Raw genomic sequence first — 12,262 nt, 5'->3', positions numbered from 1 at the left:
CCCCCGTTTAGGTTACTTCTTGAGGATGGCCCCCGTCCGAGTACGGACAGGTCCATGCGCTCGTTGCGTTCGCGTCAAATCGCGATAGTCTCAACCTTTCCAGGTCGAACATCGTCCAGAAGGGAAGGTCACCGGAATCCAGCAACCATCATGCTCCTGCAAGACTGACCGAGGCATCCCAGCAATTGAGGCATCAAATGACCCTTCGAATCTCGGGAAAGAGCATCAGCATCGGCGAGGCGCTTCGGGCGCGCGTCAGCGACCGCACCGACGAGGTCCTGCGAAAGTATTTTGATGGCAACTATTCCGGTCACATCACGCTGAGCAAGGATGGCTTCGGCTTCCGAACCGACTGCGCGCTGCATCTGGATTCCGGCATCACGCTGGAGGCCGAATCCAACGCCGCCGACGCCTATGCCAGCGCGGACGCCGCGCTGTTGATGATCGAGAAGCGCCTGCGCCGCTACAAGAGCCGGCTCAAGGATCGCTCCGCCCGCAAGACCTATGCCGCGAACGCTGCGCTTGCCGAATTGAACGGCGTCGGGCTCGACGCGCCGAGTTATGTCATCGAGGCGCCCGAGAACGAGGACGAGGTCACCGAATACAGCCCGGTGATCATTGCTGAGGCAACCACCGCGCTGAAGCGGCTGTCGGTCAGCGAGGCCGTGATGGAGCTCGATCTGACCGGCGCCTCCTGCCTGGTGTTCCAGCATGGCGGCAGTGGCCGGTTGAACATCATATACCGCCGTACGGACGGCAATGTCGGCTGGGTTGATCCGCCTGCGGTGAGCCCTTGAGGATAGTTGGCAGATGGCATTGACGTCGGAAGCCAGCCCTGCTTATGGTCCGCCGCCTCCAGGAAGGGGGGCGGAACAGGGTTCGCGGGTGTTGGCACCGCCGATACGTTGGAGTAGAAGCCCTGCCAAATGGACCCGGGCTAAGCCCGCATCCCACCTCATCTTCTTGACGCCGCCGCTGTAAAGCCTATTTCGCAACCTGACGGTCATTCACCTCGGAACGTCCCAATGCCGATTACCGATCTGGTCGCACCCGAGGCGATACTTCCGGCTTTGAAAGTCATCAGCAAGAAGCAGGCGCTGCAGGAACTCGCCGCGCGCGCTTCGGCGTTGACCGGGCAGAACGAGCGCGCGATCTTCGAGGTGCTGCTGCAGCGCGAGAAGCTCGGCACCACGGCGGTCGGCTACGGCGTCGCCATTCCGCACGGCAAGCTGCCCAAGCTGGAGAAGCTGTTCGGCTTCTTCGCCCGCCTCGAGCGCCCGATCGATTTCGAGGCGATGGACGGCCAGCCGGTCGATCTGATCTTCCTGCTGCTGGCGCCCGAAGGCGCCGGCGCCGACCACCTCAAGGCGCTGGCGCGCATCGCCCGCCTGCTGCGCGACCAGGACGTCGCCAAGAAGCTGCGCGCCTCGCGCGACGCGCAGGCGATCTACTCGGTGCTCGCGCTGCCGCCGGCGAGCGCGGCGTAATCGTCCGCGTCAGCGAATTCGTTCGCGCAACTGTCATTCGGAAATGGTCTGTTCGTCACGCGATGGCGCATGCCAATGCGTTGCTGCACTCTCCGTAGCCCGGATGTAGCGGAGCGCAATCCGGGGCAAATCTCACAACGGGCGCGAATCCCGGATTTCGCTGCGCTTCATCCGGGCTACGAAGCTGCGCATGCCGCAATCGTCTCAGCAGATCGTCGGCAGCAGACGGCGGACTTCGTCGAGCAGATCCGGAACGGCCTTCTCGTCATTGGCGAGATGCCTGAGCAGCGCGCTCTGGAACAGGCCGTCGAACAGCGCATACAGCGCGGCCGGAGACGAAGCCGGCTTCTTGTTGCCGAGTTCGGCATAGCGCGTGGCGATCCGCCAGATCATCGCTTCCAGGCTCTTGTCGATCTCGAGCACGTCCTTGCGAAACGCGGGTTCGAACATCGCTTGTGAGCGCAGATCGTACCAGAGCCGGTGCATGCGGGCTTCGTCCCGCAACGTCGCCGCGAGCTTGGCGAGGAAGCCTTCGGTCAGTTCGTCGCGGCTTTTAGCCGTCGTCACCACCTCGTCATAGCGCGTCACGCATTTCGCCTTGTAGTGACGGACGCAGCAGCAGATCAGATCGAGCTTGTCGCTGAAGTAGTAGTGAAACACGCCGTGCGTGAATGCGGAGTTCTGCGCGATCTCGCGCAGGCTGGTGCGCGCGAAGCCGAGCTCGCCGAGCGTCTCGAGCGCGGCTTCCGCAAGCTCGACGCGACGCGCGTTGAACTTCTCGTCGCGCAGCGCCTCGGTCGCCACAGCCACGCGTTGGGCCGCTCGTGTCGCTTGCCGCGCCATCCCGTGCCTTTCCTCTGTCTCTTCCGTTAAGCGACTATACCGCGGCGACCGCGGTGCGCTCCATCCCTTCACATCATCCTCTTTGACACTTGTCAAATTCAGGCTTGACAAGTGTCAAGTTCCTGGACGAGGGTTGGCGAAATAATTTGGACAACCGTCAAGACGGCTGACCAATCGATAAACAGGAGGAAATGCACCGCCGGGGCGCGCCATGCTGCGCCCCGCAGACGCTGGCCGTGACCATCAATGCGCGTCGAATGCGCAAGTCTGCCGGCCCGCACTGCCGATCTCAGCAGCACCAGAAATCACCAGCAAAGGGAGGACTACGTCATGAGTGGGAAGAGCCTTGAAGGCAGGAAAGCCCTGGTCACCGGCGGCGCCCGGGGGATTGGCGCAGCCATCGCGCAGGCGCTGGCGCGGTCCGGCGCCGCGGTCATGATCGGCGATATTCTGGACGATGCCGGCAAGGCGACCGCCGCCGAGATCGCAAAGGGCGGCGTCAAGACCGGCTTTGCAAGACTCGACGTCACCGACGATGCGCAATGGGAGAGGGCCGCCGCCGCAACGGTCGAAACCCTCGGCGGCTTCGACATCCTGATCAACAATGCCGGCATCGAGATCACCTCGCTGGTCGCCGACATCAAGGCCGAGGACGCGCGCCGGATGTGCGACGTCAACATCGTCGGCACCGTGCTCGGCATGAAGCACGCCTTCCGCGCGATGCGGCCGGGCGGGTCCGCAGGCAAGGGCGGTGCGGTGGTCAACATCGCATCCGTCGCGGCGACGATCGCCTTCCCGAGCATCGCCGTCTACTCCGGCACCAAATCCGCGGTCGATCGCATGACGCGGGTCGGTGCGATGGAGGCCGGCAAGCTCGGCTATGGCGTGCGCGTCAACTGCATCTATCCCGGGCTGATTCCGACCGACATGGGCCTGCAGCTCGCCAATGACATTGTGAAGATCGGCCTCGCGCCCGACGTCAATGCCGCCGTCGGCTCGGTGGTGGAGCAGACGCCGCTCGGCAAGCTCGCGGAGGTCTCCGACATCGCCGACGCCGCGGTGTTCCTGTGCTCGAACGACGCCCGCTTCATCACCGGCATCGGCCTGCCGGTCGATGGCGGCATGGGCATGTAGCAACGAAGCCGACAACAAGCATTTCGGAGGATCGCAATGAGCGAGAAGAAGCCCGTCATCGTCTATGGCGCTTCCGGCTACACCGGCCGGCTGGTCTGCGAATATCTGCGTGAGTACAACATCCCCTTCATCGCCGCCGGCCGCAGCGCCGACAAGCTCAACGCCGCGATGAAGTCGAACGTGGCCGGCATCGAGACCGCCGACTATGAAGTGGTGACGGTGCCGCACACCGTCTCTGCGCTCACCGAATTGTTCAAGGGCGCCTCGGTGGTGCTCAACACCGTGGGCCCGTTCGCCAAGTTCGGCGTCGAGGTGGTGCAGGCCTGCCTCGCTGCCAAGTGCCACTACACCGACACCACCGGCGAGCAGGACTGGCTGATCACGCTCGAGCAGGAATTCGGCGCGAAGTTCGGCAATGCCGGCCTGCTGCTGGCACCGGGCATCGCACAGATGTACACCACCGGTGAGATCGCCGCGCAGCTCTGCCTGGAGACGCCCGGCCTCGACACGCTCGATATCGCCGTGTTCTGGGGCGGCAGCCCGACCATCGCCTCGACGCAGACCATCCTGGTCAACGCCGCGATGGCCAAGGCCTACTACCTCGAGCAGAACAAGTATGTCGAGCATCAGCCCGATGCCGGCCTCTACAACCTCGCGATCCCCGGCCAGCACGAGCTGGCGCTGGCGCTGCCCTGGGGCGGCACCTCGCACCCGGTGTGGTTCAAGCGCGATCCGCGCGTGGCCAACGTGAAGGTGCTGGGCGGCGTGTTCAACCGCGCGCTGATGCTGGGCGTGCCGCAGATCGTCGCCGCCGCGCTGGAGGCGACCAAGGACATGAAGCCCGACGAGCGCTACGCCGCGCTGGCGCAGACCGCGGCCGGCGTGATGAACACCATGCCGCCGCGCGAGAATCCGCGCGTCAACAAGTCGCTGGATTCGGTGTATGCCTCCGGTCCGCTGGGGCGCGCGCACTGCGTCATCTACGGCAACAGCAACTACAAGCAGACCGGCATGCTGCAGGCCTTCGCCGCGGCGTACCTGCTGCAGCAGCCGCCCAAGCGCGTGGGCTTCGCCTCCGGCTGCCAGGCGTTCGGCCATCACGAACTGCTCGGGCAGTTGCGCAGTTTCGGCCTGGTCGGCAAGCCGGTCCTGACCGTGCACGACTAAGCTTGAGCCCCGATCGGATCGGGGGCTCAACACTCCGCTCCCTGAAGCGTTTTCGTCAAGCGGACCGGTATCTCCCTTGCTCGAAAACGCACTATCCGCGGGTGACGCAGTGGCGCGTCACCCGCGCCCTCTCGCGAGGCCCGCCATGCGCTTCATCGATTATCTCGACAAGGGAGCCTCGCTCGGCGCCGACGCGCCGTGCCTCACCATGGATGGCCGCGACCTCAGCTATGGCGAGGTGCAGCGGCTGAGCTACCGGATCGCGCGCGGGCTCGAGCGATCGGGCATCGCGCCCGGCGACAAGGTCGCGATTCTGTCCGGCAACGATCCGCTCGCCTTCGCCTGCGTGTTCGGCATCTCGCGCGCGGCCGCGGTGTGGTGCCCGATCAATCCGCGCAACGAGGCGGCCGAGAACAAGTTCATCCTCGACCAGTTCGATTGCAGCCTGCTGCTGTTCCATTCCAGCTTCGCGCCGATGGTCGAAGCCGTCAGGCAGGACCTGCCGAAGCTGCGCGCGCTGGTCTGTCTCGATACTGAATTGCCGTTCGCGCCGTCCTTCGAGCGCTGGCTCGCTGGGCTCGCCGACGATCACTATCAACGCGACACGATCGACGATCTCGCGATGATCCCAGGCACCGGCGGCACCACCGGCAAGCCGAAGGGCGTGATGCTGTCGGGGCGCAACATCGAGGCGATGACCGCGCTGACCCTGATGGGTTATCCGTTCAAGGGCCGTCCGATCTATCTCGCGCTGGCGCCGCTGACGCATGCCGCCGGCGTGCTATGCTTCCCGATCATGACGCTCGGCGGCCGGGTCGTGATCATGCACCACCCTGACATCGGCGAGTTCCTGGCGCTGATCGAGCGCTATCGCGTCACCCACACCTTCCTGCCGCCGACCGTGATCTACATGCTGCTCGATCACCCCGGGCTCGACGTGGCCGATCGCAGCTCATTGCAGTGCTTCTGGTATGGTGCTGCGCCGATCTCGGCGACGCGTCTTGCGGAGGCGTTGCAGCGGATCGGGCCGATGGCGCAGCTGTTCGGCCAGACCGAGGCGCCGATGATGATCTCGATGATGCCGCCTGCCGATCACTACAATCCGGACGGCACCATCGCGATGGAACGACTTTCGTCGGCCGGGCGGATCGGTCCGCTGGTGCAGGCCGGCATCATGGATGGCGACGGCAAGCTGCTGCCGGCGGGATCGCGCGGCGAGATCGTGGTGCGCGGTTCGCTCGTCATGGAAGGCTACTACAAGAACCCGGAGGCCACGCGCGAAGCATCAGTGCATGGCTGGCACCACACCGGCGACATCGGCTACATCGATCGCGACGGCTATCTCTATATCGTCGACCGCGCCAAGGACATGATCATCACCGGCGGCTTCAACGTCTACTCGATCGAGGTCGAGAACGCGTTGCGCGCCCACGAGGCGGTGCAGGATTGTGCTGTCATCGGATTGCCCGACGACAAATGGGGTGAGCGCATCGTTGCCGTGGTGCAGCCGCGCGCCGGCCACACCGTCGATGCGATTGCGCTGGCGGCGTTCGTCAAGCAGCAGATCGGCAGCATCAAGACGCCGAAGCAGATCGAGGTCTGGGACGATCTTCCACGCTCCAAGGTCGGCAAGGTGCTGAAGCCGGACATCCGCGCGCGACTGGCTTGAGCGTTCGAGCAGTTGGCGTAAACCACAGACCAAGGTCGAATTTACCGGGCGGACCGAACGGCTAGATTTCGGTTTGCAAGACCGTGTCACAAGGGATGTCGTACTCCCGCGATGGCGATCGGTTGGGCCGCTCGCGATCCAAGGACCGGCTTCCCGGGGCCCTGCATGGGCGCGACCCGCGCATTGGCGACGCCGCCCCAACCAAACTGGCAATCGGGCATCGATAGCATCGTCCACCGCCGTGGACGGTGGCGCAACGCATTCCAGAAGGCCGAATATGTCGGCCAGGAGATGCACATGACGACATTGGACATTGCAGTCACCCCACTGCCGGAAGCCGAGCATCAGGCGCAATTGCGTCGCGCATTGATCGCCAGCACGGTGGGCACCACCATCGAATGGTACGACTTCCTGCTTTACAGCACGGTGACCGGGCTCGTGTTCGGCAAGCTGTTCTTCCCGAAGTCCGATCCTCTTGTCGGTGTGCTGGAGGCGTTCGCGATCTACACGGTGGGCTTCATCGCGCGGCCGATCGGTGCCGCGATCTTCGGCCATTATGGCGATCGTATCGGTCGCAAGGCGACGCTGATCGCAACGTTGCTGCTGACCGGACTTGCCACTGCGGCCGTCGGCCTCGTCCCCACCTATGACCAGATCGGCATCTGGGGGGCGGTGATCCTGACCGTCATCCGTTTCATCCAGGGCGTTGGCGTCGGCGGCGAGTGGGGCGGCTCGGTGCTGCTCTCGATGGAGTGGGCGCGCACCAACCAGCATCGCGGCTTCATCACCTCATGGCCGCAGCTCGGCGGTCCCGCCGGACTGTTGCTGGCGAACATAGCGGTGCTGGTGTTCAGTCGTCTGTCCGGCGATCAATTCCTGGTTTGGGGCTGGCGCATCCCGTTCCTGCTCAGCCTCGTGATGATCGCCATCGGGCTCTACATAAGGCTCGGCATCATGGAGACGCCGACGTTCCGCCGGATCGTGGCCGAGAATCGTGTCGCACGGGTCCCGGTGATCGAGGTGATCAAGCGTCAGCCGCGCTCGATCATCCTCTCGGCACTGGCGCGAATGGTCGAACAGGCCCCGGCCTATATCTATCTCGCTTTTGTCTTCGCCTACGGCACCCAGGTGATCCATCAGGATCGCGACTTTCTGCTGGTCTGCTTGATCTGCGCCGGCACCATCGAGCTCTTCACCATCCCGCTGGCCGGGCACCTGTCGGATCGCGTCGGGCGCAAGCGCCTCTACACGATCGGCGCGGTCCTGACCGGGCTGTTCGGCTTTGCGTATTTCGCCATGCTGAACACCGGCGCGCCGTGGTTGATCTTCATCGCCATCGTGCTCTCATTCGTACCGCACGCCTTGACGTATGGACCGCAGGCGGCCCTGATCGCCGAGTGCTTCACCCCGCGGCTGCGCTACAGCGGCTGCTCGATCGGCTATCAACTCTCCTCGGTGATATCAGGCGGACCGGCGCCGCTGATCGCCACCGCGCTGCTCGCGGCCACCGGGTCAGGTTATGCGATCGCGCTCTACATTCTGTTCTGCGCGGTCGTCAGCATTGCCGCGACCGCTATGATGCCCGACTACACCAACAAGGACATTTCCGAGGAGCACGACAGACCTTGATCGAATGATCCGTGACCGCAGGATGGAACGCGGCCAGCGCCTATTGACAAGCGAGCACCGGGGAAGACGATGGGCGCATGTTGCGCATGCGACCCTACGGATTCACTGATGTCCCGCGACTTTCGCCTTGATCGCGTTCCTGTCGACGTCCTCGCCTACGAGCTCGCCGAAGAGCGGGCGAGTGCGCTCGGGCGGATGGGCCGCGCGCTGGAACAGGCCCTCACCAAGCTGCGCGAGTTCGATGCCGCCCATCCGCACGCTGACGCCCCGGCGCCCGCGCAACAGGCACGGCGCACCCTGGTGCGGGAAGCCGGCCATGCGCTCTGGATGTTCGTGGTGCAGCGGGAGGCCTGCGGGCTGCGCAACAACCGGATGCTGATGCGCGACTACAACGTTCCCGGCGAGGTGCAGCTCAGCATGGGTCCGATGCTCGCCGCATCGTCCGCATCGCCATAAAAAATGCGCGGACCGCCTTAGGTCGAGGCAGCCCGCGCATCAAATTCGCGGATGCTGAATTTAGCCGCAGACCTGCGTCAGTGGACGCTGACCGCCTGCAGCTCGTTGCTCCAGGCGTTCGCGACCGCGGCTTCGCGGCTGTCGGTCAGCATGATTGGCGTGCCATCGGCGGCGTGCAGTGCGAACAGCTTGAGGCCCGGCGCGATCTTCGGCGCCTGCGGAAAGAGATCTGGCACGTCCTCGGAACGGACCTGCTTCACATAGGCGATATGACCCTCACCCAGATGGGCCAGCGCTTCCGGCGTCACGCTGTTGGATTCGATGGTCGTGGTACTCAGTTCACTCATGGTCTCGACTCCTCAGTCAGATAAGCGGTCGAGTCCGCTCCTTGTTTCTATTATTCGTGTTCACTAATAGCGATTGTCTTAATGACCCGTTCGGGTTCCGGCCTGGCCAGATCAATCGACAACAACCCGTTCTTCAGATCCGCGCCCAGCACCTGCATCCCCTCCGCCAGCACGAAGGTGCGCTGGAAGTGGCGCGCGGCAATGCCGCGATGGATGTATTGCCGCGCCTTGTCGTCCTGCTGGCGGCCGCGGATGACGAGCTGATTTTCCTCAATGGTTACATCGAGTTGGTCGCGGGTGAAGCCCGCCACCGCCAACGTGATGCGGAGCCGCTCAGGCTGCCCGTTGGTACGGTCACACCGCTCGATGTTGTAGGGAGGATAGCCGTCAGCGCCCTTCACGACGCGGTCGAGCGCACGCTCGATCTCGTCGAATCCCAGAAGGAACGGACTGGACAACGATGGAACACGAGACATTACAAAGTCCTCTCGAAGCGACTTTGAGGGGCCCTTGCGGCGCCCCATGCAACCGGCGGGCCGTCTGGCCTCCGGTCAGTGAGGGATATGGGGGCGATCTGGATAGCGTTCAAGCAGCCCCGAAACCAGCCTAAACGCCCGCAACATGAGGGCAAATTCTTCTCGATCGGTTACCCTGCGACCCGCTTCCGGCCATCAGCGGTAAAAAGATGCAGTTTATCGCGTGGGGCGACCGCCCGGATCCGCTCGCCGATCGCAGGGCCGGTGGCGCCGGGAACCCGGACGATGACCTCGCCCGGCGGCAGCTCGCCCGGATTGGCGGCAACTCCCTGCTCCTCGCGCTGGCGGCTGCCATAGACGAAGGTCTCGGCGCCGACATGCTCGATCGCCTCGACCGTCAGGCCGAGCGCGACGCCCCCTGACACGGTCTCGCTGGAGATCACGAAATCCTCCGGCCGGATCCCGACAATGCCGGCGCCATCGGCGCCCGCGATCTGGGAGGTCAGCTCGTCCGAGCGCAGCGGCATCAGGTTCATCGGCGGCGCGCCGATGAAGGAGGCGACGAAGGTGGTCGCCGGCTTCTGGTAGATATCAAGCGGATTGCCGATCTGCTCGACCTGGCCGCCATTCATGACCACGAGGATATCGGCAAGCGTCATCGCCTCGAGCTGGTCGTGGGTGACGTAGATCGACGTGGTGTTGAGCCGGCGCTGCAGCTTGCGGATCTCGACCCGCATCGCGATGCGCAGCTTGGCGTCGAGGTTCGACAACGGCTCGTCGAACAGGAACACCTTCGGCTGGCGCACGATGGCGCGGCCCATCGCGACGCGCTGGCGCTGGCCGCCGGAAAGCTGCCGCGGCCTGCGCTCCAGCATCGGCGACAGCTCGAGCACGCGCGCGGCTTCCTCGACGCGGGTCTTGATCTCGGCCTCGGCCATGCCGCGGTTGCGCAGGCCGTAGGCCATGTTGTTGTAGACGCTCATATGCGGATAGAGCGCGTAGTTCTGGAACACCATCGCGATGTCGCGATCGGCGGGCTCGACCTGGTTGACAACGCGGCCGCCGATATCGATCTCGCCGCCGGTGATGGTCTCGAGCCCGGCGACCATGCGCAGCAGCGTGGACTTGCCGCAGCCGGAGGGGCCGACCAGCACGCAGAACTGGCCGTCGCCGACGTCGACATCGACGCCCTTGATGGCCTCGAAGCCGCCGGGATAGGTCTTGCGGACGCTGCGCAGCGTGACGTTGGCCATTACTTTTCCGTCTCCACCAATCCGCGCACGAACAGTTTCTGCATCACGACGACGACGAACACCGGCGGCAGCATCGCGAGCAGCGCGGTCGCCATCACCACGGGCCATTCGGTCAGCGCGTCGGTCGTGGTGATCATCTTGCGGATGCCGACCTGGATGGTCTGCATGTCGTCGCGCGTGGTGATCAACAACGGCCAGAGATACTGATTCCAGCCGAGGATGAAGAGGATCACGAACAGCGCGGCCATGTTGGTGCGCGACAGCGGCAACAGCGTATCCCAGAAGAAGCGGAACGGGCCCGCGCCGTCGATGCGCGAGGCCTCCAGCAATTCATCCGGCACGGTCATGAAGAACTGCCGGAACAGCAGCGTCGCGGTGGCGGAGGCAATCAGCGGCAGCGACAGGCCGGCATAGCTGTCGAGCAGATGCAGGTCGGCGACGATCTTGTAGGTCGGGTAGATGCGCACCTCGACCGGCAGCATCAAGGTGATGAAGATGATCCAGAAGATCGCCATCCGGAACGGAAACCGGAAATACACGATCGCATAGGCCGAGATGATCGAGATCGCGATCTTGCCGACCGCGATCAGCAGCGCCATGACCAGCGAGTTCAGCATCATGTTGAGCACCGGCTCGCGGGTCGAGCCGCTCGTGCCGACAAACAGCGTCTGGTAGTAGGTCTCGAGGAAATGGCCGCCGGGCAACAGCGACATCTGGCCGTTGGCGATGACGGCGTTGTCCTGGGTCGAGGCGACGATCGCGAGATAAACCGGGAAGGCGACGATCGCGATCCCGATCCACAGGATGACGTGAGCCAGATAGCGCTGGAAGCCCTCTTCCTCGACCATCAGTAGGTCACCTTGCGCTCGACGAAGCGGAACTGGATGCCGGTGAGCACGACCACGATGACCATCAGGATGACCGACTGCGCCGCCGAGGAGCCGAGATTGCCGCCGAGCAGGCCGTCCGTATAGACCTTGTAGACCAGCGTCTCGGTCGCCTTGCCGGGGCCGCCGCGGGTCATCGTGTCGATGATGCCGAAAGTGTCGAAGAAGGCGTAGACGATGTTGATGACCAACAGGAAGAAGATGGTCGGCGACAGCAGCGGGAAGATCACGGTCCAGAACCGCCGCATCGGACGCGCGCCGTCGATCGCGGCGGCTTCGATCACGCTCTTCGGGATGCTCTGCAGGCCTGCGAGGAAGAACAGGAAATTGTAGGAGATCTGCTTCCACGCCGCGGCGAGGATGATCAGGGCCGCGGCCTGGTCGCCGTCGAGCAGCGGATTCCAGTCAACACCCATCGCGCGCAGATAGCGCGACAGCACACCGAGCGAGGGATGCAGCATGAATACCCAGAGCACGCCGACGACAGGCGGGGCGACGGCGTAGGGCCAGATCAACAGCGTGCGGTAGAGCGTCGAGCCGCGCAGCGGCCTATCGGCCATCACCGCGAGCAGCAGCGCAAACGACAGCGAAGACACCGCGATCGCGAACGAGAACGCGAAGGTCCTGATGATCGCGGCGAAGTAGGCCGGGTCCTTGAACAGCTCGAGATAGTTCTCGAACCAGACGAAGGTGGTGGAAAGGCCGAAGGCGTCCTGCAGCAGGAAGGACTGGATCACCGCCTGCGCGGCCGGCCAGTAGAAAAAGATCAGGACGATCGCGAGTTGCGGGGCAACCAGCGCGTAAGGCAACAGCTTTGATTGGAAAATCGCTTGCTTTTGCATGATCTCGGAAGAATTGGCAGGCCGCGCGCTCGCGGCCTGCCGGTAAGCCTAAAGCATGATCCGGAAAAGTGC

General features: G+C 64.1%; 13 protein-coding genes. 7 read left to right on the top strand and 6 right to left on the bottom strand.

Features of this window, described 5'->3' with window-relative positions; genetic code table 11:
• Positions 1–197: 197 nt before the first annotated feature.
• Both hpf and ptsN read left to right on the top strand, forming a co-directional pair.
• Positions 198–797: a ribosome hibernation-promoting factor, HPF/YfiA family gene (hpf, locus tag AC628_RS30390; protein ID WP_050424100.1), complete on the top strand. Its 600-nt coding sequence runs from the start codon at positions 198–200 to the stop codon at positions 795–797.
• A gap of 228 nt (positions 798–1,025) precedes the next feature.
• Positions 1,026–1,487 carry a PTS IIA-like nitrogen regulatory protein PtsN gene (gene ptsN / locus AC628_RS30385; RefSeq protein ID WP_016843543.1) on the top strand — a complete coding sequence of 154 codons (462 nt, stop codon included), beginning with the start codon at positions 1,026–1,028 and terminating at the stop codon, positions 1,485–1,487.
• A 204-nt stretch (positions 1,488–1,691) separates the two neighbouring features.
• Here the strand turns inward: ptsN and AC628_RS30380 are convergent, their stop codons facing one another.
• Positions 1,692–2,297, bottom strand: coding sequence for a TetR/AcrR family transcriptional regulator (locus tag AC628_RS30380; protein ID WP_245321402.1), 606 nt, complete (start codon positions 2,295–2,297; stop codon positions 1,692–1,694).
• A 363-nt stretch (positions 2,298–2,660) separates the two neighbouring features.
• Between AC628_RS30380 and AC628_RS30375 the strand changes: the two genes are divergently transcribed.
• From AC628_RS30375 to AC628_RS30355, 5 genes are all read left to right on the top strand, one after another.
• Positions 2,661–3,464 carry an SDR family NAD(P)-dependent oxidoreductase gene (locus AC628_RS30375; protein ID WP_074130478.1) on the top strand — a complete coding sequence of 268 codons (804 nt, stop codon included), beginning with the start codon at positions 2,661–2,663 and terminating at the stop codon, positions 3,462–3,464.
• 36 nt (positions 3,465–3,500) lie between these two features.
• Complete coding sequence (locus AC628_RS30370) at positions 3,501–4,631, top strand: DUF5938 domain-containing protein (RefSeq protein WP_074130475.1); 1,131 nt, start codon at positions 3,501–3,503, stop codon at positions 4,629–4,631.
• A gap of 145 nt (positions 4,632–4,776) precedes the next feature.
• Positions 4,777–6,300: an AMP-binding protein gene (locus tag AC628_RS30365; protein WP_074130474.1), complete on the top strand. Its 1,524-nt coding sequence runs from the start codon at positions 4,777–4,779 to the stop codon at positions 6,298–6,300.
• A 297-nt stretch (positions 6,301–6,597) separates the two neighbouring features.
• Positions 6,598–7,929 carry an MFS transporter gene (locus AC628_RS30360; protein ID WP_074130477.1) on the top strand — a complete coding sequence of 444 codons (1,332 nt, stop codon included), beginning with the start codon at positions 6,598–6,600 and terminating at the stop codon, positions 7,927–7,929.
• A gap of 108 nt (positions 7,930–8,037) precedes the next feature.
• Entirely contained in the window at positions 8,038–8,385 is a 348-nt protein-coding gene (locus AC628_RS30355; protein WP_074130473.1) for a DUF6665 family protein, read from the top strand.
• Positions 8,386–8,462: 77 nt separating this feature from the next.
• Here AC628_RS30355 and AC628_RS30350 read toward each other — a convergent pair whose 3' ends face one another.
• From AC628_RS30350 to ugpA, 5 genes are all read right to left on the bottom strand, one after another.
• Positions 8,463–8,732 carry a BQ00720 family protein gene (locus tag AC628_RS30350; RefSeq protein ID WP_074130472.1) on the bottom strand — a complete coding sequence of 90 codons (270 nt, stop codon included), beginning with the start codon at positions 8,730–8,732 and terminating at the stop codon, positions 8,463–8,465.
• Between the two features lie 50 nt (positions 8,733–8,782).
• Positions 8,783–9,208, bottom strand: coding sequence for an Hsp20 family protein (locus AC628_RS30345; protein ID WP_028341717.1), 426 nt, complete (start codon positions 9,206–9,208; stop codon positions 8,783–8,785).
• A gap of 170 nt (positions 9,209–9,378) precedes the next feature.
• Positions 9,379–10,461, bottom strand: a complete 1,083-nt coding sequence (locus AC628_RS30340) for a sn-glycerol-3-phosphate import ATP-binding protein UgpC (RefSeq protein WP_074130471.1) — start codon at positions 10,459–10,461, stop codon at positions 9,379–9,381.
• Positions 10,461–11,309, bottom strand: a complete 849-nt coding sequence (ugpE, locus tag AC628_RS30335) for a sn-glycerol-3-phosphate ABC transporter permease UgpE (protein WP_050424107.1) — start codon at positions 11,307–11,309, stop codon at positions 10,461–10,463. Before ugpE ends, AC628_RS30340 begins: the two co-directional genes overlap by 1 nt.
• Positions 11,309–12,190 carry a sn-glycerol-3-phosphate ABC transporter permease UgpA gene (gene ugpA, locus AC628_RS30330; RefSeq protein WP_074130470.1) on the bottom strand — a complete coding sequence of 294 codons (882 nt, stop codon included), beginning with the start codon at positions 12,188–12,190 and terminating at the stop codon, positions 11,309–11,311. Before ugpA ends, ugpE begins: the two co-directional genes overlap by 1 nt.
• Positions 12,191–12,262: the final 72 nt, after the last annotated feature.

Origin of the sequence: Bradyrhizobium sp. NAS96.2, assembly GCF_001908235.1 — a bacterium.
GTDB lineage: Bacteria > Pseudomonadota > Alphaproteobacteria > Rhizobiales > Xanthobacteraceae > Bradyrhizobium.
This window is presented reverse-complemented; position numbering and strand designations above follow the sequence as displayed.

Coding starts and splice junctions, on each gene's coding strand:
- ptsN (WP_016843543.1), top strand. CDS start 1,026: ATGCCGATTACCGATCTGGTCGCACCCGAGGCGATACTTCCGGCTTTG.
- AC628_RS30370 (WP_074130475.1), top strand. CDS start 3,501: ATGAGCGAGAAGAAGCCCGTCATCGTCTATGGCGCTTCCGGCTACACC.
- AC628_RS30345 (WP_028341717.1), bottom strand. CDS start 9,208: ATGTCTCGTGTTCCATCGTTGTCCAGTCCGTTCCTTCTGGGATTCGAC.
- AC628_RS30355 (WP_074130473.1), top strand. CDS start 8,038: ATGTCCCGCGACTTTCGCCTTGATCGCGTTCCTGTCGACGTCCTCGCC.
- AC628_RS30375 (WP_074130478.1), top strand. CDS start 2,661: ATGAGTGGGAAGAGCCTTGAAGGCAGGAAAGCCCTGGTCACCGGCGGC.
- AC628_RS30365 (WP_074130474.1), top strand. CDS start 4,777: ATGCGCTTCATCGATTATCTCGACAAGGGAGCCTCGCTCGGCGCCGAC.
- ugpA (WP_074130470.1), bottom strand. CDS start 12,190: ATGCAAAAGCAAGCGATTTTCCAATCAAAGCTGTTGCCTTACGCGCTG.
- AC628_RS30350 (WP_074130472.1), bottom strand. CDS start 8,732: ATGAGTGAACTGAGTACCACGACCATCGAATCCAACAGCGTGACGCCG.
- AC628_RS30360 (WP_074130477.1), top strand. CDS start 6,598: ATGACGACATTGGACATTGCAGTCACCCCACTGCCGGAAGCCGAGCAT.
- ugpE (WP_050424107.1), bottom strand. CDS start 11,309: ATGGTCGAGGAAGAGGGCTTCCAGCGCTATCTGGCTCACGTCATCCTG.
- hpf (WP_050424100.1), top strand. CDS start 198: ATGACCCTTCGAATCTCGGGAAAGAGCATCAGCATCGGCGAGGCGCTT.
- AC628_RS30340 (WP_074130471.1), bottom strand. CDS start 10,461: ATGGCCAACGTCACGCTGCGCAGCGTCCGCAAGACCTATCCCGGCGGC.